Annotated in this window: 16 protein-coding genes and 2 tRNA genes; 13 read left to right on the top strand and 5 right to left on the bottom strand. The window is 44.5% G+C overall.

The features are described 5' to 3' along the window. Position 1 precedes the first annotated feature (1 nt). From LJ707_RS10935 to LJ707_RS10925, 3 genes are all read left to right on the top strand, one after another. A complete protein-coding gene (locus LJ707_RS10935; protein ID WP_228950870.1) occupies positions 2 to 469 on the top strand; it encodes a (2Fe-2S)-binding protein in 468 nt (155 codons plus the stop codon). 1 nt (position 470) lies between these two features. Further along, positions 471 to 2,573: a molybdopterin cofactor-binding domain-containing protein gene (locus LJ707_RS10930; RefSeq protein ID WP_228950869.1), complete on the top strand. Its 2,103-nt coding sequence runs from the start codon at positions 471 to 473 to the stop codon at positions 2,571 to 2,573. A gap of 77 nt (positions 2,574 to 2,650) precedes the next feature. Continuing rightward, positions 2,651 to 3,901 (top strand): PQQ-dependent sugar dehydrogenase, encoded by a 1,251-nt coding sequence (locus tag LJ707_RS10925; protein WP_228950868.1) that lies wholly within the window; start codon positions 2,651 to 2,653, stop codon positions 3,899 to 3,901. Positions 3,902 to 5,067: 1,166 nt separating this feature from the next. Here LJ707_RS10925 and LJ707_RS10920 read toward each other — a convergent pair. From LJ707_RS10920 to LJ707_RS10910, 3 genes are all read right to left on the bottom strand, one after another. Next, entirely contained in the window at positions 5,068 to 5,538 is a 471-nt protein-coding gene (locus LJ707_RS10920; RefSeq protein WP_228950867.1) for a cupin domain-containing protein, read from the bottom strand. An 8-nt stretch (positions 5,539 to 5,546) separates the two neighbouring features. Next, a complete protein-coding gene (locus LJ707_RS10915; RefSeq protein ID WP_228950866.1) occupies positions 5,547 to 6,101 on the bottom strand; it encodes a DapH/DapD/GlmU-related protein in 555 nt (184 codons plus the stop codon). Positions 6,102 to 6,401: 300 nt separating this feature from the next. After that, complete coding sequence (locus LJ707_RS10910) at positions 6,402 to 7,148, bottom strand: SDR family oxidoreductase (RefSeq protein ID WP_228950865.1); 747 nt, start codon at positions 7,146 to 7,148, stop codon at positions 6,402 to 6,404. 433 nt (positions 7,149 to 7,581) lie between these two features. Here LJ707_RS10910 and LJ707_RS10905 point away from each other — a divergent pair, with 433 nt between their 5' ends. From LJ707_RS10905 to LJ707_RS10870, 8 genes are all read left to right on the top strand, one after another. Then, positions 7,582 to 8,052 carry a (2Fe-2S)-binding protein gene (locus tag LJ707_RS10905; protein ID WP_228950864.1) on the top strand — a complete coding sequence of 157 codons (471 nt, stop codon included), beginning with the start codon at positions 7,582 to 7,584 and terminating at the stop codon, positions 8,050 to 8,052. Continuing rightward, on the top strand, positions 8,049 to 10,202 hold the full coding sequence (locus LJ707_RS10900; protein WP_228950863.1) for a xanthine dehydrogenase family protein molybdopterin-binding subunit: 2,154 nt from the start codon (positions 8,049 to 8,051) through the stop codon (positions 10,200 to 10,202). Before LJ707_RS10905 ends, LJ707_RS10900 begins: the two co-directional genes overlap by 4 nt. After that, positions 10,199 to 10,795, top strand: coding sequence for a hypothetical protein (locus LJ707_RS10895; protein WP_228950862.1), 597 nt, complete (start codon positions 10,199 to 10,201; stop codon positions 10,793 to 10,795). The genes LJ707_RS10900 and LJ707_RS10895 overlap by 4 nt, the downstream gene beginning before the upstream one ends. A 243-nt stretch (positions 10,796 to 11,038) precedes the next feature. Next, positions 11,039 to 11,800, top strand: coding sequence for an alpha/beta hydrolase (locus tag LJ707_RS10890; RefSeq protein WP_228950861.1), 762 nt, complete (start codon positions 11,039 to 11,041; stop codon positions 11,798 to 11,800). A 314-nt stretch (positions 11,801 to 12,114) separates the two neighbouring features. After that, positions 12,115 to 12,723 (top strand): TetR/AcrR family transcriptional regulator, encoded by a 609-nt coding sequence (locus LJ707_RS10885; RefSeq protein WP_228950860.1) that lies wholly within the window; start codon positions 12,115 to 12,117, stop codon positions 12,721 to 12,723. A 109-nt stretch (positions 12,724 to 12,832) separates the two neighbouring features. Continuing rightward, positions 12,833 to 14,140, top strand: a complete 1,308-nt coding sequence (locus tag LJ707_RS10880; RefSeq protein ID WP_228950859.1) for a TolC family protein — start codon at positions 12,833 to 12,835, stop codon at positions 14,138 to 14,140. A 10-nt stretch (positions 14,141 to 14,150) separates the two neighbouring features. Further along, positions 14,151 to 15,203, top strand: coding sequence for an efflux RND transporter periplasmic adaptor subunit (locus LJ707_RS10875; protein ID WP_228950858.1), 1,053 nt, complete (start codon positions 14,151 to 14,153; stop codon positions 15,201 to 15,203). 4 nt (positions 15,204 to 15,207) lie between these two features. Beyond that, complete coding sequence (locus LJ707_RS10870; RefSeq protein WP_228950857.1) at positions 15,208 to 18,264, top strand: efflux RND transporter permease subunit; 3,057 nt, start codon at positions 15,208 to 15,210, stop codon at positions 18,262 to 18,264. A gap of 194 nt (positions 18,265 to 18,458) precedes the next feature. Here the strand turns inward: LJ707_RS10870 and LJ707_RS10865 are convergent. Both LJ707_RS10865 and LJ707_RS10860 read right to left on the bottom strand, forming a co-directional pair. Then, positions 18,459 to 18,531, bottom strand: a tRNA-Met gene (locus LJ707_RS10865). A 147-nt stretch (positions 18,532 to 18,678) separates the two neighbouring features. Then, positions 18,679 to 18,751 (bottom strand) — tRNA-Met (locus tag LJ707_RS10860). 145 nt (positions 18,752 to 18,896) lie between these two features. Here LJ707_RS10860 and era point away from each other — a divergent pair. Continuing rightward, on the top strand, positions 18,897 to 19,772 hold the full coding sequence (gene era / locus LJ707_RS10855) for a GTPase Era (protein WP_228950856.1): 876 nt from the start codon (positions 18,897 to 18,899) through the stop codon (positions 19,770 to 19,772). 143 nt (positions 19,773 to 19,915) lie between these two features. Continuing rightward, entirely contained in the window at positions 19,916 to 21,217 is a 1,302-nt protein-coding gene (gene der, locus LJ707_RS10850; RefSeq protein WP_228950855.1) for a ribosome biogenesis GTPase Der, read from the top strand. The last annotated feature ends 80 nt before the right edge of the window (positions 21,218 to 21,297 follow it).

Genomic DNA, 21,297 nt, shown 5'->3' with positions numbered 1-21,297 from the left:
CATGCCCAAATATACGCTCTCTGTCAATGGAAATTTATTATCAGCAGAAGCAGATGCTGATACCCTCTTACTTTGGGTCCTGCGCGACCATTTAAACCTGGTAGGGACCAAATTTGGTTGCGGTATGGCACAATGTGGTGCTTGTACTGTTCATGTTGACGGACAGGCTGCCCGTTCATGTGTGCTCCCGGTTTCGGGTGTGGGCACCCGCAAGATTGTCACTATTGAAGGGTTAAGTTCAACTGGCGACCATCCGTTGCAGCAAGCCTGGGAAGAGTTAGATGTTGCCCAGTGCGGTTATTGCCAATCCGGCCAGATCATGTCTGCCGCAGTACTGTTGAAAGAAAACCCGCATCCAAGCGACGAAGATATCGATAATGCCATGGGCGGAAACATCTGCCGGTGCGGAACTTTTGTCAGGATACGAAAAGCCATCCATTTAGCAGCTAAAAAAAACAAAGCAAAGTAACATGAAACCAACTATATCGAGAAGGCATTTTCTTAAAGTCTCCGGCATATCAACCGGGGGAATGCTGCTGAGCTTTTCTTTCCTGAACCAGGCTGTTAAGGCGGATACTGCGGTCGATTCTTCTTTTGATCTTAACATGTTCATCAGGATAGGCTCTGACAATACCATCGTATTACTTGCACCAAATCCTGAGATCGGCCAGGGCGTTAAAACATCGTTGCCGGTTATTGTGGCCGAGGAACTCGCCGTTGACTGGAGAAAGGTAAAGGTTGAACTGGCACCGCTTGATGCTAAATTTGGCAGGCAAACAGCGGGGGGAAGCGGATCTGTGAGGGGCAGGTTTACTGCCTTGCGTACAGCGGGCGCCACCGCCCGCGAGATGCTTGTAGCTGCCGCCGCCCAAACATGGAACGTGCCTGCTACAGAATGTATAGCAGATAATGGAGAAGTGCTGCATAAACCCAGCGGGAAGAAATTAACCTATGGCGAACTGGCTTCAAAAGCGGCCACTATGCCCGTGCCGTCCAGCCCCGCGCTAAAAGCAACTAAGGATTTTAAACTCATCGGTACCCGCATTACAGATGTGGATGCGCATAAGATAACCACGGGCAAGCCTCTTTATGGCATTGACACACGCCGTGAAGGTATGTTATTTGCCATGGTTGCCCGGCCACCGGCTTACGGAAAAACACTGGCATCGGTTGATGATACTGCAGCCCGCAAAGTAAGCGGTGTTAAGCATGTTATTAAACTTAAAAATTCGGTAGCCGTTGTTGCGGCTTCAACATGGGCAGCTAAAAAAGGACGCGAAGCGCTGGTTATCCGGTGGAACGCAACAGAAAAACTGGAAAACAGCGCCGAACACTTTGCTGCCTTTAAAGAAATGCTGGACAAAGGCGCACCATCCGCAGCAAGAAATGACGGTGATGTGCAAGCTGCTATGCAAAGTGCAAGTAAAGTACTGGATGTGACCTATGAGTTGCCTGCGCTATCTCACGGACAAATGGAGCCGCTTAATTTTTTTGCTGATGTGCAGAACGGGAAAGCGGAACTGTATGGCCCGACACAGGTTCCGGGGCAGGTTAGAAACGAAGTTTCAAAAGCTTTGGGCATTCCCGAAAAAAACATTACGGTTGGCGTGCCACGCCAGGGCGGCGGATTCGGGCGTAAGTTAATGTCTGACAACGGCCTCGAAGCAGCATTAATTTCCGCCGCGGTGCAAAGCCCGGTTCAGGTACAATGGACGCGTGAAGACGATATGCAAAATGATTTCTATCGCCCTGCTGAAATGTACCGGTATCGTGCTGCACTTACCGAAGATGGCCTGACCGGATGGCATCAGTCAGGCGTAGGTATCGGCGGAGGCCCACGTGGGGATAGTTATGTGGCCGGCGCGCTGGCCAACTATCGTTCGGAAGGGCAAGGATTGAAAAGTAATACCCCAACGGGCTGGTGGAGGGCACCGGGTGCGAATACCTTAGCCTTTGCAGCGGAAAGTTTCCTGGACGAGGTATGTTCGGCCTTGAAAAAGGATCCTGTCGCCTATCGTCTCCAATTATTAGCGAAGGCCAAAACAGATCCCGTCGGACGCCTTGGATATGATCCTGAAAAATATAAAAGCGTGATCGATCTGGTAGCCAAAATGAGCAATTGGGGAGCTACTCCTGACGGCATACACAGGGGATTTGCTACCTGGTTTTCTTTTGGCTCTTACGCAGCCCAGGTTGTTGATCTGAAAATGATCGGCGGCAAACCTAAGGTAATGAAGGTGTACTGTGCAGTGAACTGCAGCAGGGTTATTAACCTGAGCGGCGCTGAAAACCAGGTTGAGGGTGCAATTGTCGACGGTATTTGCCACGCAATGTTCCCCAAAATAACATTTGTAGACGGAGCCGTAGCCGAAAGTAATTTTCACGCTTACAGGTTCCTCCGTATAAATGATGCTCCTTTAGCCATCGACGTGAAATTTGTTCAAAGTGACGAAGCGCCAACCGGATTAGGAGAGCCCGGCCTCCCTCCTGTAGCGCCTGCTTTGGCGAATGCTTTATTTTCAGCAACCGGTAAACGATTCAGAAAAATGCCATTTGCAGAGTATTTGGCTTAAGTCTGAAATATATCAGTGCTACCATAGGGCATTATTTACGAGTAAGCTCAGATAATGAATCATCTATAAAACATATCATGAAAACAAGTATCAATTTTTGCCCCAAAATAACCACTTTACTTGCTGTTAGCTTGATTACACTGGCAAGCTGTTCAAAAAATAACGCAACATCTGATAACGAGACTAACCCTACAACAAGCGTAAACCCTGTTGAAACCGGCCGTGCAAACGCCAGTTACAGGCCGGCGTTTGACGGGCAAACGAGGATTTCAGGCATCCGCACAACCACTGCTATACAAACGAGTGTCATTACCTCTTCCCTAACTGCCCCGTGGGGAATCGCTACGCTTCCTGATGATCGTTTCCTGATCACGGAGAAAGCGGGCAACATGCGCATAGTTACTTCAACAGGTACTGTTAGTTCGCCTATAACCGGGTTTCCTGCTGTAAACAGTTCGGGTCAGGGCGGTTTGCTGGATGTAGCCGTAGATCCGAACTTCCAATCGAACAGAATGATATACTGGACGTATGTCCGTTCAGTAGGTGGCGGCAATGCCATAGCTGTGGGCAGAGGGAGGTTATCAACTAATGAAAGCGCTATAGAATCACCCACCGTTATCTACAGCTCCACCACTCCATCTTCACAAACCAGCAATTATGGCTCACGGATCATTTTTGATGCCATGGGAAACCTGCTCGTGTCTTTTGGAGATCGTACTTCAAATGAAGTAAGAATAGAAGCACAATCTGTAAATAGTAGTATAGGTAAGGTTATCCGCATAACAACTAATGGAACAGCCGCCGCCGGAAACCCGCCATTTAATCAACCAGGTGCCTTGCCGGAGCTTTATACCATAGGGCATCGTAATCCCCAGGGCCTGGCTATTCACCCGGTAACCGGTGACATTTGGGAAAGCGAACACGGACCGCGCGGTGGCGATGAGATCAACCGGCTGCGCCCCGGGGCTAATTACGGCTGGCCCGTGATCAGTTACGGCATAGAATACAGCGGGCAGGCTGTAGGTGCAGCTATACAGCAGCAAAATGGCATGGAGCAACCTGTTTATTACTGGGACCCGGTGGTGTCACCAAGCGGCATCACGTTTTATGCAGGTAGCAGGATACCGGAATGGCAAAATAACCTTTTCCTGTGTTCTCTAACCCAAACGCATATTATCAGGCTGGTAATTGAAAATAACCGTGTTACCGGGGAGGAAAGGTTACTGGCCGCTGAAAATCAAAGATTCAGAGATATTATACAAGGTCCTGATCAGGCGCTTTATGCCATTACAGACCAGGGGAGATTATACAGGATTGACAGGCAATAAGTAAGTGAATTGATTGGCTGAAGAATATTCGTATCAATGTTAAGCCAGGGTTTGATCCGGCGGAGAGAATCCTGGCTTTTAGCAAAGAGCCGGGCACAACATACGGTTATTTATTTCCGGGTTACATGATGTTGTAACTAATTCGCTAAAAAAACCGTGTCGTTAAAAATCACGGGAGACAAACTGCTTTTTACAGGTGATTTTAACACATCGTTCTGCTTGCAAGCACTGAAATTTTTTAAAGCAAAATGCATAACCTGCAGTAACAGTTGCTGCAAATATTCATTCTTGAAAATATATCTGCCTCTTGATACATCCTCAATCTTCTCGGTGATTAATAAAAGATCATATTTCTGCAGAGCTGTAAGCGGATAACAGATTTGGGATTGCAAGTGCAGTAAAGCGCAATCTATCAACGGGCAATCATTCGGTCTGAAAAACTCCTGGCCAATGATCAAGGTTACACCTGACCTCGCCCGCAAAAAATTCCCATACATTATGCTATCGCCGGGTTTTATAATGTGAAAAGTTGCATCCTCCAATTCGTTGAAAAGTAAATTACAGACCAGCCAGTTTGAGCCTGTTGGCAGCGGTAATGCGGACAAGATCCTGAAATCACCGGACTAATCAATTTTCAGATCACTATCTGCATTGACCAATGGATTCATTTTACTTAATCCGCTGTTCCTACCTACATTTTCCAATAATGATTCAAGCCATTTATTGAAATTTATTTTCATAATTGTTTTTATTAACCACACATTTTTTAAAGACTGCCACGTATACCAAAGGAAGCCGAGAGTTTCCTTGCTTAATTCAGAGAGAGGTTGCTGATCCCGGCATGTGCATAATTTGAAAAAAATCAGCAAAAAGAGAGGCATTAAAATCATTATTGCGGGGTAAAACTTTTAAGCACAGCTAAACTTGCCTTTTACAATAATAACCTAATCTCATCCTGCAAAGTTAGGATGGCATAACTTTGAAAGTTAAAGATAATCAAACCGTTAATTAAGATTTTCAAATGCTAACTACGTATTCATTTCATATTCCAGGCAGGTAGATGTTTTGCGCCTGTCATGTTCTATTTCAGTGAGTTGAAAATCACTAAAGCGTAAAACAGGCAATCTTTTGACACTATACCTGAAATATTCGGTAAACTCCAAAAATCAAGGCTTTGCTTTATATTCTTCATCTGTTACCGCCTGTTTCCATTCAACAACACCTTTCTCTGTATTAGGCACAATGTATAGTTGCTGCAAACCGGTATCACGGCTGGCACCATGCCAGTGCAGTGTATTAGGCGGGCATTTCACAACATCACCTTTACGGATAATCTGCACAGGTTGCCCTTTAATCTGGTGATAACCTACCCCGTCAGTAATAACCAATATTTGTCCGCCCGGATGTGTGTGCCAGTTACTGCGGGCTCCCGGCTCAAAGTAAACATTGCCAACAACGGTGGTAAAGGTGCTGTCTTTATCTACCAATGCGGTGTTCCAGGCCTTACCGGTAAAATTGGCCGCAGGGCCAGGTTCGCCTTTCGGGAAAATGGCATTTTGTGCTACATTATTTTTCGATTCGCATCCAACAGCCATTATTACCGTTGTCGCGGCTATTGCTATTACCGTATTTTTCATAACATTTATTAAATTGATTTTATGGCTTTAGCAGGAACGCCGCCAACTACCGTATTATCCGGTACATCCTTACTCACTACTGCGCCCGCCGCTACTACCGTATTTTCGCCGATGGTTACACCGGGCAATATGGTTGCGCCTGCGCCAACCCATGCGTTTCTTTTAATAATAATGGGTTTGCAGATAAGCCCCCTGCGTGTAGACGGATCGAGCGGATGATTTTCAGTGACCAGATTCACCCTCGGCCCAATAAGCACATGATCTTCAAGCGTAATACCGCCCATATCTAAAAAAGAGCAGGCATGATTGATGAAAACATGCTTACCTAATTTTATAGCGCGGCCAAAATTAGTATGAAAGGGTGCGAATATAGTGGTAGTGTCATCTATCTCTGAACAGATGATATCGCTTAGCTTTGTCCTGACATCATCAATACTGGTAGCGGCATTCATAACCGGGCTTAATGCCTGCGTAGTGGCGACAATTTCATTCACCTTATAAAATTCAGGGTCATCTAACAAAACAAGTTCACCCGCGCTTAGCCTCTGGAAAACATCTTTCATACTGCAAATTTAGTTGTATTGAAACTTCGCTGTTTAAGGATTTCAAACCAATGATTAAGATTAGCAAACCATGTGTGCAAAAGAAGGGGCTGTACAATTCGGTGCGATACGAACAGACGATGGATTCAATTCTGAAAATTAAAGGGACTATAAAATTGACCGAAAAATAGCCCTGATTGAATTTTTTATTGAACAAATTTAAATATGCCCGGCCAACTATCAATATGCTTATGAAAGTTGGTCAGGCAGTTTGTTATAGCCGCTTGCCTCGGATTATGCAAGTTAGCAGCAGGGCTGATTTTAAAGTTCCTGAGATGTAGGACGGAAGATAACTTCATTGATATCCACATCCTCAGGCTGGCTGATGGCAAAGGCAACCACACGCGCAAAACTATCAGGACTGATGCCAACAGACCCTACATAATCCTGGTTAGCCTGCTGTATATCCACTTCAGTAATATGCTCCAGCAGTTCTGTTTTAACAGCACCGGGACAAACTATACTTGTGCGGATATTATAAGGCTTTACCTCCATCCGTAAGCCTTCGGTTAAAGCGCGAACCGCAAATTTGGTAGCAGAATAAACGGCAGAGCCGGCAAATATTTTATGGCCCGCAACAGAAGAGGTATTGATGATCTGACCTGATTTCTGCTCTTTCATATAAGGGAGCACGGCGGCTATACCGTTAAGCACGCCTTTGATGTTTACATCGATCATCTTGTTCCACTCGTCAACATTAAGGCGATCTATCGGCGATAGGGGCATGATGCCTGCATTGTTGATTATTACGTCTACCCGCCCAAATTTTTCAACGGCTGAATCAACCAGTTTCTTTACCTGGTCCAACTCTGTTACATCCGCAGCAATAGCCAGCGCTTTTCCCCCATTGTTGGTAAGCTCATCGGCAAGTTTTGCTATTCTGTCTGCTCTTCTGGCACCCAATACAACTGTTGCTCCAAGTGCCGACAAGTGTTTCGCTGCAGCTTCGCCTAAACCACTGCTTGCGCCTGTAATTACAACTACTTTACCTTCAATATTATTTTTCATGATTTTTGTATTTTGATTGATTATTAAAAATTAGATGGTTATTGATTTGATAACGACGATGCAAGTTTCTTGGTAAACCTCATCTCGCTTTTTACAGCCTTTATAAGCAGGTGTGATAGCATATTATCCCTTTACACAAAGGTCGGCAGTGAGCGTAAAAAAAGCTTATGAATAACAAACAAATCAATAAAGATTTCAAACAAATTTTGGTAAAACATACAGATATTGATAATTAAAAAGATAACTTTTTAACTATCAATACAGAATAATTAGCGCCGGCGCTGGCTAACAACGGATCAGTTAGGATAATAAAAATGAATTATCACATTATGTATTTGAATTTCTTAGGTAATGGTTTGATTAGTGTAACTCAAACGATGATCTGCTTCGTATATTTAACATTTGGTTTAAGAGGTTTAATATAACAGATGCAATGGTAAGTTTGACGATAAACGGAGTTCAACGGCAGATCGATGCAGATCCGGATATGCCCCTGTTGTGGGTGATCCGTGACATTTTAGGTATGACCGGCACCAAGTTTGGATGCGGTGTTGCACAGTGCGGCGCATGCACGGTGCACCTTAACGGAGAAGCCGTTCGATCGTGCGTAACCAAAGTTAGCAGAGCCGCCGGCCAGCAAATTACCACAATCGAAGGTCTTTCAGTCAATAATAACCATGTTTTGCAAAAGGCATGGGTTGAATTTGATGTTCCTCAGTGCGGTTACTGCCAGTCAGGCCAGTTAATGTCGGCTGCGGTATTGCTGCGTGAAAACCCTAACCCTACAGATCAGGATATTGACGATGCCATGTCTGGCAATATATGCCGGTGCGGCACTTATCCCCGGATAAGAGCGGCCATTCATCAGGCTGCAAAAATGCAGCAGGAAGGAGCTAAATCATGAACAGGCGCAATTTTATTCAATCCGGTGCACTTTTAGGTGGCGGATTACTTATTTCATTTAAAATACCGGTGGCCAATAAATTAGCTGCTTTAAATGAGGCTGCCGAGGGTGTTGCTTTTACCCCCAATGCATTTTTAAACATCGGCACAGATAATTCAATTACGGTAGTTTTAAGTCACGTAGAAATGGGGCAAGGCATCTGGACCACGCTGCCCATGCTGCTGGCAGAAGAACTGGACGTTGACCTTGAGCAGATAACTGTTAAACACAGCGGTGCAGACAAAGCATATAACCATAATGTTTACGGCGTACAGATCACCGGCGGATCATCAACCACATGGTCGGAGTTTGACCGATACCGCAATGCCGGTGCAACAGCAAGGATATTGTTAACCCAGGCCGCCGCCAGACGCTCGGGCGTTGCCCTGCAAAACTGTAAAACAGAAAAGGGTACTGTTATTGCCGGAGGAAAGAAATATACCTATGGCGAACTGGCTGCCGATGCGGCGCTGCTACCTGTTCCTTCAAAAGTTCCGTTACGCACCCCGGCTGACTGGAAATATATTGGCAAAAGCACTAAGCGTTTAGATGCAGCCGTGAAAACGAATGGCGAGGCTATATTTGGCATGGATATTCATTTTCCGGGATTGCTGACAGCCGTGGTTGCGCATGCGCCGGTTTTTGGTGGCAAAGTAAAATCATTCGATGCCGGTAAAGCCAGGGCGGTAAAAGGTGTTAGGCAAGTAGTTGAAATACCTACCGGGGTTGCTGTAATTGCCGACCATTATTACGCAGCGCAGCAAGGTAAAAAAGCGCTGCAAATAATATGGGAAGATGGCGTGGGTGCCCAGCTATCTACAGTTAAACAAACTGCGGCATATAAAAAGCTGGCAGCTACTAATGGCTTAACTGCTCAGCAAAAAGGGGATGTAGCCATTGCCCTGGCAAAATCAGCCAAGGTGATCAAAGCAGAATATGTGTTTCCTTACCTTGCCCATGCACCTATGGAACCATTGAACTGTACGGTAAAAATTGATAAAGATAGTTGTGAGATATGGACAGGCACGCAGTTGCCGGGAGGCGAACAGGCCGCGGCGGCCAAAATACTTGGTTTGGCACCCGAAAAGGTGAAGATCAATATTCCGTTTTTGGGTGGTGGATTTGGCCGCAGAGCAACGCCCGCTACCGACTTTGTTTCAGAAGCCGTGCATATTGCAAAGGCCTGTGGTAAGCCAATAAAAATGGTGTGGAGCCGCGAAGACGATATGAAAAGCGGACACTACCGGCCATTTTTTGTACATAACGTTACTACGGGGCTTGATAGTAAGGGCATGCCTATCGCCTGGAAACATAACATCGTTGGTCAATCCATCATGAAAGCGGCAACTCCTGCATTCGGCCCCCCTCAAAACCCTATTGACGATACTTCGGTTGAAGGTGTAAAGGGTTCGCCGTACCTTACCAGCGTACCCGATCATTTTGTTGGGCTGCATAACACAGACGAGGTTGTACCGGTACTGTGGTTCCGTTCGGTAGGGCACACCCATACAGCTTATGTAATGGAAACCATGATGGACGAGCTGGCCCATAACGCCGGTCAGGACCCGGTTGAATACCGGAGAAGTTTTTTCAAAGAACACCCCCGCCATTTGGCTGCATTAAATTTGGTTACCGAAAAAGGCAACTGGAAAAAAGCGTTGCCTAAAGGACGTTACAAAGGTGTTGCCGTTACGGAGGCGTTTGGGAGCTTTGTGGCTACCATAGCCGAAGTAAGCATCCTGAACGGGCAGGTAAAAGTGCATAAAATAGACTGCGCCATTGACTGTGGATTAGCCGTTAACCCTGAAGGCGTTAAAGCACAATCAGAAAGCGGTATCATTTTTGGTTTAACCATGGCGCTTTACGGCGAGCTTACCCTGGAGGGGGGCAAACTACAGCAAAATAACTTTTATGATTATAAGATTGCCCGCATGAACGAGACACCCGAGATCAATGTTTACATAGTTGAAAGTAACGGCAAAATGGGCGGAGCAGGAGAATGTGCCGTACCGCCAACTGCGCCGGCAATTGCTAATGCAGTTTTTGCTGCAACCGGTAAACGCATCTATAATCTTCCTGTAATGAACCATAAATTAACCGAGCAAGCATGAAAAAATTGATCGTCTTTAGCTTCATATTATTCACCTTATCTTTAATTATACTGTCATTTAAAACAGAAACTCCCAATAATGCGGGGCAATTAGTGGTACGTAAGGATAGTGTTGCTTCAGTAAAAGCATTTAAAAAGGTTTATACGGTGTTGATGAGTGCCCGTTGCATGAACTGTCACCCATCAGGAGACGTGCCTTTACAAGGAGATGACAGCCACTTACATACCATGGGGCCTAAACGGGGCATTGACGGGAAAGGCGTGTATGCCATGAAGTGTTCAAACTGTCACCAGGCCACCAATACACCGGGGTTGCATACGCCTCCCGGAAACCCGAACTGGCATTTGCCTCCGGCCAATATGCGTATGGTTTTCCAGGGCAGAACGCCAAGGCAACTGGCCAAACAACTTATTGACCCCAAACAGAACGGGAACAAGGATTTAAAAAAACTAATTGAACATGCTGATGATGGCCTGGTACTGTCGGGCTGGAACCCCGGCGAAGGCCGTAAGCTTCCTCCAATGAGCCATGCCGAATTTAAAAAAGCCTGGTTAACATGGTTGTCCACAGGTGCCTATGCACCCTCAAAGTAAGTTTAAACTGATCAGTATTGCATAGCTACTTGCGGTTAATATTAGGCCAAGTCATGCTTGACTTATACTTTAGCCATAAATAGTCCATTTTATACTGTTTTTTTATGAGGTCATCATTAAATATAATATCAGGTTAACATGAAGCGCCTCTAACAAACTATCAGTGAAATTAAAGCGCTCCCACCTGATAGCGAAAATGAATTACAGCAATTACTTTGGTCCTACCTTTGTTATTCGCCTAAAATGCAATTACGGCTTGCACATGAGCAATTTTTGCAGGGGGCTGAAAAGCAAAGCCTATTTGTTTACGACAACTATTTTGCAGAGAAACAACTACGCTTTAACACATTTACATGGGGCAATGGAGAATACAAGTTACTTATAACCCATGGATGGGGATCAAAAGCTGCTGATTTTTTGGAATTGATAACTGCTTTGATCCCCATCAAAGATATTCAAATAATAGCGTTTGACGCGCCGGGTAATGGAAGCTCAGAAGGGGAGCTTTCAAATCTTATTCTGTACGAATTGGCGATTAAAGCCATCATTTCAAATTATGGCCCGCCTGATATTATAATAGGGCATTCATTAGGGGCAATGGCTAACATAATTGCTGTAATGGAAACGCACATAATGCCTTTATTGATGATCAGTATTACGCCGCTTGTAAAATTAAAGGAAAATTTTGCCGCCAGTATGGATGCTGTTAATATACCCCCGGTAAGTCAATCCATTTTTTTTGAAGCTTTTAAAAGTAAATTTGGCGTACCAGCTTCCAACTTTGATCTTGATAATTTTTACGAATTAAATCCTGAAATTGAACATTGGTTATTTTATGATCCCAATGACATAATTTCTCCGTACGCTTATTTAAAAGAGTTTCTAAACAATCAAAAACTCATCACCGCAAAAAATTATGACGGCTTAGGGCATGATAAAATAATACGGTCACCTATAGTAATTAATGCGGTGGTCGATTTAATAAATTCTACGCTGAAAAATTAGATTCATGTAATCCTGCCGTAATGATTATCAATCTATTCAGGTAAATTCAACGTGCCCCGAAAATTAACTAATTACCGTTCTATCATTTTTTGCGTGGTAAACAGGCAACTAATTTTTGTAAATGAAATATATCTTAAATGTCATTATCTAAAAAATAGGTGAATATTTTTTGCTTTTTTAAACAGTGTTCAATATTATTACATTGATTTATATTTAATTCAAATCATTAGTGTCTGAATGTAAAATGAAGCTTTAACCTTAACGGAGTTTCGTCGCACCACAGGCAATCTTATATTTGCAACGAATAAATTAAAATGGGTATAGCAGAACGTAAACTGGAAGAGAAGCAGGAAATGCATAAACGCATCCTTGATGGAGCGCGTAAAATATTCCTGCAAAAAGGCTATGATCAGACCAGTATGCGCAATATCGCCCAGGAGATCAACTATAGCCCCGGCTCCATATATTTTTATTTTAAGGATAAAAGCGAGATCTTTCACGAACTTCATAAGGAAGGTTTCCTTTTGCTGCTTAACCAGTTAAAGGTACTACAAAAGGTACGCGACCCCTTTGAAAGATTAAAAGCCTCGGGCCGGGTTTTTATCCAATTCGCACAAGAGAACAAAGATTACTACAACCTGATGTTCATTGTAGACGAGCCGGTTAAAAATTCTTTGTCTGAAGGGTTCCAGATTGCCGAGGAGGCAATAAGTTATATGCAGGAAATGGTGAGCGAATGCCAGCAGAACGGCAAATTCACGAATATGGATACGGAATATTTTACTTTCCTGATCATTTCTGTTGTGCATGGCATCTGTGCACTTTTCTGTAAAAATCGCAACACCAGTTTTATTGGCAAAACCGACGAAGAATTGATGGAGAATGGTTATGAGTCTTTTGTAGCCCTGCTCGAGAAAAGTTGATCCTTTTTTTTAATTATATATTGAACACTGTTTAAATTTAAAACAATGATTAAAAATGAAATTTAAGAATATTACCCTTTTTAAGCTTTTGCTTTTATCGACAGCCCTAATGGCTGCACCCCTTGCAAAAGCCCAGGGCCGGCTGGATGAGTACATCCGGGATGGCCTTGCCTCTAACGAGAGTATTAAGCAACAAAACTTCGTACTCGAAAAAAACATCTACGCGCTAAAGGAGGCCAAAAGCATGTTCCTGCCGGAGGTTACCTTTTCAACCACTTACACAAAGGCAGATGGCGGGCGTACGATAGATTTTCCAACCGGCGACCTGTTCAATGGCGTTTACGCTACGCTGAACCAGTTGACTGGCACAAACGCTTTTCCGCAGTTGCAAAACCAAAAGATACTGCTTAACCCGGACAATTTTTATGATGCCAAATTCCGCACGACGCTTCCTATACTCAACGCTGAACTGATCTACAATAAGCGGATCAAGAAGCAGCAGGTAGACCTGCAAAAGGCAGAAGTATTGCTTTACAAGCGCGAACTGGTTAAAGAGATCAAGACTGCGTATTACAGCTACCAGAAAGCAGTGTATGCCACGGGTATCTATGAGTCTTCGCTACGGCTGGTGGAAGAAGGACAAAGGATCAATACCAAGCTGTACGAAAACAGCAAGGTGAACCGGACTGTTGTGCTCAGGAGCCAGAACGAAGTATCAAAGATGAATGCTTCGCTCACCGATGCCAGGAAAACCGCGGAATCGGCGCGCTACTATTTTAACTTTTTGCTTAACCGGCCGCTTACCGATAGCATCCTTTTGGATGATATAAAGGCCTTGCCTGCCGCCGAACAGCTATCAGGCAACAGCGTCAGCGGCAGGGAAGAACTATCCAAGTTACGCATCGCGAAAGATATTAACGGCAACCTGACCGGACTGGCCAAATCCTACATTGTTCCCAAGTTAGGTACCTTTATTGACCTGGGTTCGCAGGCTTTTGACTGGAAATTCAACAATAACAGCCGTTACTACCTGTTTGGCGTTTCTCTGCAATGGAACCTCTTTTCTTCGGGCAAAAACAATTACCGGGTAAAGCAGGCGATCGCCGATCAGAATGCCCTGGCCTCGCAAACCGATTACGTACAACAACAATTATTAACGGAATTGAAGGTGCGCCAGGCCGCTATGCAAAGCGCGATTGCGAAATACCAGGCGGCGGAGTCGCAACTAAAAACAAGCCAGGTTTATTACGGTGATATGCTGAAGTTGTACAAACAAGGCATGGCCATCTATATCGAACTGCTCGATGCCCAAAACCAGTGGATCGACGCGCAGCTTAAAACTAACATTGCCCTTTATGATACCTGGATAGCCAATGCCGCGATCGAACGTGCAAATGCAGGTTTCACCATTCAATAAAATCAAGATCATGAAAAATATAAAATTACTCAGCATTATAATAGCGTCGCTAACCATAATAGCTTCATGCAAAGGAAAGCATAGCGAGGAAAACCCGCTCGGCGAACCGGATGTCATCTCCGTTAAGGTTTCAAAAGTTTCTGTTTTAGGTGTACCCGACCGCATTACCGCCACCGGCCTGGTCAGCACAGAGGATGAAGCCAGATACGCTTTCAAGATCGGCGGTGTGATCAGCCGCATCCTGGTACATGAAGGCCAGTTCTTTAAACAGGGGCAATTGTTAGCTACGCTCAATTCCACTGAAATTTCCGCAGGTTTAGCACAGTCCAGCCTCGGGGTGGATAAAGCGCAGCGCGATTATAACCGCGCCATAAACCTGTACAAAGACAGTGTTTATACCCTGGAGCAATTGCAGAACACCAAAACGGCTTTAGATGTGGCCAAAAAAGCCCGTGAAGCAACGGCCTTTAATGAGCGCTACTCTAAAATATACGCGGCATCTGATGGCTTTGTAAGCAAGAAAATAGCGAACGAAGGAGAAGTAATTGCCGAAGGAATGCCGGTGCTACTTATTAATTCAACTGAACAACATAACAGTTATTCGCTTAAAGTGGGTGTTACTGACCGGGAATGGGCCATCATCAGGCCGGGGCAAACCGCCAAAGTAACGCTCGACGGCTTCGCGGGTCAAACCTTTGATGCCACCGTATTCCGCAAGTCGCAGGCTGCCGACCGTGAACAGGGCTCATTCCAGATTGAACTAAAACTGCAATTAAAGGGCGTAAAGCCCGCGGTGGGCATGTTTGGCAAAGCGGAGATAACTACGCATCAGGATGAAAGTGTAACGATTATCCCCTATGCATCGCTGGTAGAGGCCGATGGCAATAAAGGATTTGTATTTACCACCGTAGGATCAAACAGGGTAAAACGGGTGCCGGTCAGTATTTTGAAGTTCGATAATGAAAAGGTGTACCTCAAAGATAAATTGGAAGGGATAGACCAGATCGTAGTTTCCAACAGCGCCTACCTCAACGAACAGTCTTTCATCAAAATCATCAGGTAAGACCATGAAGATCACAAATTTTGCAGTCAAGAACTATCAGTTCACGCTGATCATATTTCTTCTGGTAGCAGTAGTCGGCGTGCTGACGCTGTTTACCATGCCCCGTTCGGAAGATCCGACCACGCATCCTCCGCAGTATATTATTACGGTTATCTATCCGGGTACCAGTCCTAAGGATATGGAAGAGCAGGTGGTAAAACCTATCGAGAACAAGATCTACGGCCTGGAAAATATTGAAAAGATACTTACTACGGTAGAGGATGGTGTAGCGGTTATACAGCCTAAATTTAAATACGGTGTGGATGTAGATAATAAATACCAGGAAATATCTACCGAGATCAATGCTTTGAAAAACAGCGAGCTTCCCAAAGATATTTACCTGATCAAAACAGAAAAGGTATCCTCGGCGGATGTAAAGGTTTTGCAGGTTGCGCTGGTTTCTGACAATGCTTCAGGTAAGATGCTGCGGGACGAAGCAGACATCCTGAAAACACAGTTGGAGAAAATCACCAACCTGAAAGAAGTTAAATATTTCGGGATGCCGGAACAGGAGATTCGTATAGATATGCAACTGGATAAACTCGCGCAACTAAAGATACCGCTTAATGTGGTAATAGGTAGTTTGCAAAGTGAAGCCGCGGATATCCCCGGCGGCAGCATTAACCTGGATAGCAAGGTATTTAATGTTAAAACCAGCGGCAAATTCAAAAACACCGATGATGTGGCCAATACGGTTATTTACAATGCCAATGGCAAGATCATTTATTTAAAAGATGTAGCCTCGGTAAGTTATAAAGATGCTACGGTAAATCACATCACCCGGATAAACGGACACCGTTGCGTACTTGTTACAGCGGCCATGAAAGACAATGTAAATATAGCCAGCGTTCAGAAAGAATATTTACCGGTACTGGAAGCATTTGGCAAAACCCTGCCGCAGAATATCCGCCTGGTTAAAAACTTCGACCAAGCCAATATGGTATCCGAGCGTTTGGGCCATTTGGGTTTTGATTTTGGTTTAGCTATTATTTTGGTCGTGGTTACTTTACTGCCATTGGGCTTTAGGGCCTCACTCATCGTGATGATCTCTATCCCGCTTTCTTTAGCACTGGGCCTCATTGCTATGAATATGCTGGGCTATTCATTAAACCAATTGAGTATTGTGGGGCTGGTAGTCGCCTTAGGCTTGCTGGTAGATGACAGCATTGTGGTGGTAGAAAATATTGAACGCTGGCTTAGGGAAGGCCATTCGCGAACGGATGCCATATTTAAAGGTACGCAACAGATCGGCATAGCCGTAATCGGCTGCACGGCTACGCTGGTGATCGCTTTTCTGCCGCTGGCTTTTTTACCTGATGTGGCCGGCGAATTTATCCGGAGCCTGCCAATGGCTGTCATGACCAGTGTTTTGGCATCCATGATAGTTGCTTTAACGCTTGTACCTTTCCTGGGCAGCCGGATGTTAAAAACCCATACGCATGGTGAGGGAAATTTCTTTTTAAAACACCTGCAAAGGTTTTTGACCAGATCTTACAGCCGTGTAATGCCAATTGCCTTAAACTGGCCTAAAACAACCATAGGTATATCTATAGCGTTGAGCGGCCTGGCCTTTTTCCTGTTCACCTTAACAGGATTCAAGCTTTTCCCGACATCTGAAAAACCGATGTTCCTGATCAATATCAAAATGCCCTTACAGGCTGATATTCCCGAAAGCAACCGTGCAACCAAAGTGGTAGAAGGAGAATTAAAGAAGCACAAGGAGGTTGTGTATTACACCGCTAACGTAGGTAAGGGTAATCCACAAATCTATTACAATGTGCACCAGCAGGATGTAAAGCCTGACTTTGCCCAGGTGTTCGTTCAATTGGACGACGGGACAAGCCCGTCCGAAAAAACCGAACTGATCAAACGTTTGATAAAAAAGTTCAACGACTTTCCCTATGCCAGGATCGAGATCAAGGATTTTGAACAGGGGCCACCTATCGAAGCAAATATTGTTGTCAGGGTATTCGGCGAAAACCAGGATACCTTACGCTCACTTTCCTTTAAGATAGAAAAGATCCTGAGAAATCATCCGGGTACATTTTTTGTCAACAACGAGCTAAATACCTACAAGTCAGATATTAAAATAAGTATCGATAAGGAAAAGGCACGTACTTTAGGGGTTTTGACGAGTGACGTAGATAAAGTTATCCGGATGGCTGTTGCCGGGCTGACGGTAGGCGACTATATCGATGATCGCGGCGATTCACGCAACGTAATGATTACCATGCCCAGGGATAAGTTCTCCAATCTGGATGTACTGAAAAACCTTTACGTTAATAATGTGCAGGGTACCCCGGTGCTGGTTGATCAGATTGCAACCATCACTTTTGAAACCTCGCCCACTGCGATCAACCATTTTAATAAAGCAAGGTTTGCCAAGGTTACTTCTCTTACTAAAGAGCATGTACTGGCCAATGATATTCTTGAAGATGTTGTACCGCAGTTAAATAAATTAAAAATGCCGCAGGGCTATTACTACAAACTCTCCGGGGAAGCAGAATCGGAAGGAGATACGCTTGGCGGCAACTTCCTATCGGTGATCATCCTGAGTACATTTCTTTTTGTTGGGGTATTATTGCTGCAGTTCAAAACTTTTAAGGGTATAATCATCGTTTTATCAATCATTCCGCTGGGTATACTTGGTGGCGTTGTATTGCTGCTCTTTACCGGCAACCCGATGTCGCTGGTATCCATTATTGGTTTTATCGGCCTTTCAGGCATACAGGTAAAAAACTCGCTGTTATTGGTTGATTTTACCAACCAGCTTAGGTTGGAAGGGCACAGCATAGATGAGGCAATCCATATGGCCGGAGAAACACGTTTTTTGCCGGTAGTGTTAACTTCTATCACGGCCATCTGCGGTTTGCTGCCAATCGCGCTTAACCCGAACCCGCTGATCGCGCCTTTGGCTGTCGTATTGATCGGCGGACTGATAAGTTCTACCATTCTTTCAAGGATTGTAACGCCGGTGATGTATAAATTGATCCCACCAAACTTGGAAGGTCACCAACAATGAGAAAGTATATGGTGTAAATAATAAGGATTTAATTTTATTTAAAATTCATATTGCCGGGCTTAGGGAAACTGTGTTAATACCAAACGTAATTTCCGACAAAAAAGCGACTGAGTTATTTTCCTGATCAATAACGAGTTGGGGTCAAAAAAAAAATCGGACAAAACTTAGATTTATCTAAGCTTGTCCGATTTCGGTAGCGGGAACAGGACTCGAACCTATGACCTTCGGGTTATGAGCCCGACGAGCTACCAACTGCTCCATCCCGCACTGTATTTGGTATTGTACATAACGGGCATAACTCCGTAATGTTTGCTCCTTATATTGTTAAGAAGACTTTTTTTTGCAGTTATACTGCCGCTGTATTGAAAGCAAAGGCCTCAAGTCGGTAAGACTTAAGGCCTCATGCTTTTTAGGTAGCGGGAGCAGGACTCGAACCTACGACCTTCGGGTTATGAGCCCGACGAGCTACCAACTGCTCCATCCCGCACTATAGTGCTTATATTTTCTTTTTCGCCATAACCCCGAAAAAGCCTTTTCAAATACCGAAATCGAAATTAAGATTTGTTTTGAATTGGACTGCAAAGATATAATTCGTTTCTTTGCAGTCCAAATATATTTTAAAAAAAGTTTGTATGAGTCATAGGGCAGGTTTTGTTAGCATAATAGGTAAACCAAACGCAGGTAAATCAACGCTGATGAACCATCTCGTAGGCGAAAAAATGTCGGTAATTACTCCAAAGGCGCAAACTACACGTCACCGCATTTTGGGTATCGTTAACGGCGATGATTACCAGATCGTATTTTCGGATACACCCGGCATCATTAAACCGCATTACGCCCTGCACGAAAGCATGATGCACCAGGTAGAGGGCTCAATAGTTGATGCCGACCTGATACTGCTGGTTACCGATATAAACGAAAAGCACGACGAGGATGATGTTATCAAAAAGCTTGAAGGCTCGTTAGCCCCGCTGGCTATACTGATCAACAAGATCGATCAGTCGGACGCGGAGATCGTGAAGCAAAAAGTTGAATACTGGCAACAAAAGCTTAACCCAAAAGCGGTGTTTGCCATATCGGCCCTGCACGAGCACAACCTGAAAGCCATTATGGATTTTATAATGGACCACCTGCCCGAGCACCCGGCCTATTATGAAAAAGATGCGCTGACAGACCGTAATGATCGTTTTTTCGCGTCGGAAATGATACGTGCGCAGATATTTAAACAATACAAAAAGGAAATTCCGTACAGCACCGAGGTTATTGTTACCGCTTTTGCTGAGGGCGAAACCCTGCACCGCATCAGTGCCGAAATTATTGTTGAGCGCGATTCGCAAAAGAACATCCTGATAGGCAAAAACGGTGAGATGCTTAAGATCGTAGGCAAATACGCCCGCCTGGATATGGAAGAATTTTTTCAGCGCAAGGTATTTTTGGAGATGTTTGTAAAGGTTATACCCGACTGGCGCAGCAAAAAGAACTACTTAAAAAAGTTTGGGTACGAATAAAAATATAAGATATGAGATATTAGATGCGAGATTTGAGATAATCTTCCGTCCTTTGTCTTAATAATTTAGATGTGAGATTTAAGATATGAGCTGGCGCGCCAACTCATATCTTAAATCTCACATCTCAAATCTAATTCATAAGAATGAGTAATATAGTAGCTATAGTAGGCAGGCCCAATGTTGGCAAGTCAACCCTTTACAACCGTTTAACAGAAACCCGCAAGGCCATTGTTGACGATTTTAGCGGCGTTACGCGCGACAGGCACTACGGCATAGCTGAGTGGACCGACCGTACGTTTACCGTGATTGATACCGGTGGCTATGTAGCCCGGTCAGAAGATGTTTTTGAGGCCGCCATACGTGAGCAGGTGGTAATAGCCATTGAGGAGGCAAGCGTTATCCTGTTCATGGTTGACGTTACCACCGGCATAACCGACCTTGACGATGAAATAGCAGCCCTGCTGCGCAAGGGCAGCAAACCTGTGTTTGTAGTAGTTAACAAGGTTGATAATACCATGCTACAGTCTGACGCTACCATATTTTACAGCCTTGGCCTGGGTGAGCTTTACAATATATCATCCATGACAGGATCAGGCACCGGCGAACTGCTGGATGATGTGGTTAAGCACTTTGATGAGGAATTGCCCGAAGAGAACGCGCTGCCTAAATACGCCATAGTTGGCCGCCCTAATGTGGGTAAATCATCCATCATCAACGCGTTGCTTGGCCAGCAGCGTAACATTGTAACCCCTATAGCGGGCACCACGCGCGATTCGATACATATACGCTATAACCAGTACGGGCACGATTTTATGCTGATTGATACGGCCGGTTTGCGTAAAAAAACAAAGGTTAAAGAGAACATCGAGTTTTACTCGGTAATGCGTACCATCAAGGCCCTTGAAGAGGCCGACGTGGTAATACTAATGGTTGATGCCGTTGAAGGGCTTGAAGCGCAGGACATCAACATCTTTCACCTGGCCGAAAAGAATAAAAAAGGCATCATGATCGTAGTTAACAAGTGGGATCTGATAGAGAAGAACAGCAAAACAGTTAAGGTTTTTGAGGAGCAGATAAAAGAAAAGATAGCGCCCTTTACTGATGTGCCTATCGTATTTACCTCGGTTACCGAAAAGCAACGTGTATTAAAGGTAATAGATGTGGCCAACAAAGTTTTTGAAAACCGCGCGCGCAAAATAGCCACTTCAAAACTGAATGATATTATGCTGCCGATCATCGAGAACTATCCGCCGCCGGCATTAAAGGGCAAATATGTAAAAATTAAATACGCTACGCAGATAAGCGGCACATCGCCCATGTTCGCTTTCTTTTGTAACCTGCCGCAATACATTAAAGAGCCTTACTACCGCTTTGTAGAGAACAAACTGCGTGAGAACTTTGATTTTTCAGGCTCACCTATCCAGGTTTGGTTCAGGCAAAAATAAGATCACTGCAATACCTTGATAACAGTAAAAGGCGCTCGTTTGGGCGCCTTTTACTGTTTATGTATGCTAATACAATCCTA

The organism is Mucilaginibacter sp. UR6-1 (assembly GCF_020880975.1).
Lineage (GTDB): Bacteria > Bacteroidota > Bacteroidia > Sphingobacteriales > Sphingobacteriaceae > Mucilaginibacter.
The sequence above is the reverse complement of the archived record's forward strand: the minus strand, read 5'-3'. Positions and strand labels throughout refer to the sequence as shown.

Bases quoted from the DNA above. Each gene is read 5' to 3' on its own strand.
- LJ707_RS10935 (WP_228950870.1), top strand. From the start codon at position 2: ATGCCCAAATATACGCTCTCTGTCAATGGAAATTTATTATCAGCAGAA.
- LJ707_RS10930 (WP_228950869.1), top strand. From the start codon at position 471: ATGAAACCAACTATATCGAGAAGGCATTTTCTTAAAGTCTCCGGCATA.
- LJ707_RS10925 (WP_228950868.1), top strand. From the start codon at position 2,651: ATGAAAACAAGTATCAATTTTTGCCCCAAAATAACCACTTTACTTGCT.
- LJ707_RS10920 (WP_228950867.1), bottom strand. From the start codon at position 5,538: ATGAAAAATACGGTAATAGCAATAGCCGCGACAACGGTAATAATGGCT.
- LJ707_RS10915 (WP_228950866.1), bottom strand. From the start codon at position 6,101: ATGAAAGATGTTTTCCAGAGGCTAAGCGCGGGTGAACTTGTTTTGTTA.
- LJ707_RS10910 (WP_228950865.1), bottom strand. From the start codon at position 7,148: ATGAAAAATAATATTGAAGGTAAAGTAGTTGTAATTACAGGCGCAAGC.
- LJ707_RS10905 (WP_228950864.1), top strand. From the start codon at position 7,582: ATGGTAAGTTTGACGATAAACGGAGTTCAACGGCAGATCGATGCAGAT.
- LJ707_RS10900 (WP_228950863.1), top strand. From the start codon at position 8,049: ATGAACAGGCGCAATTTTATTCAATCCGGTGCACTTTTAGGTGGCGGA.
- LJ707_RS10895 (WP_228950862.1), top strand. From the start codon at position 10,199: ATGAAAAAATTGATCGTCTTTAGCTTCATATTATTCACCTTATCTTTA.
- LJ707_RS10890 (WP_228950861.1), top strand. From the start codon at position 11,039: ATGCAATTACGGCTTGCACATGAGCAATTTTTGCAGGGGGCTGAAAAG.
- LJ707_RS10885 (WP_228950860.1), top strand. From the start codon at position 12,115: ATGGGTATAGCAGAACGTAAACTGGAAGAGAAGCAGGAAATGCATAAA.
- LJ707_RS10880 (WP_228950859.1), top strand. From the start codon at position 12,833: ATGGCTGCACCCCTTGCAAAAGCCCAGGGCCGGCTGGATGAGTACATC.
- LJ707_RS10875 (WP_228950858.1), top strand. From the start codon at position 14,151: ATGAAAAATATAAAATTACTCAGCATTATAATAGCGTCGCTAACCATA.
- LJ707_RS10870 (WP_228950857.1), top strand. From the start codon at position 15,208: ATGAAGATCACAAATTTTGCAGTCAAGAACTATCAGTTCACGCTGATC.
- era (WP_228950856.1), top strand. From the start codon at position 18,897: ATGAGTCATAGGGCAGGTTTTGTTAGCATAATAGGTAAACCAAACGCA.
- der (WP_228950855.1), top strand. From the start codon at position 19,916: ATGAGTAATATAGTAGCTATAGTAGGCAGGCCCAATGTTGGCAAGTCA.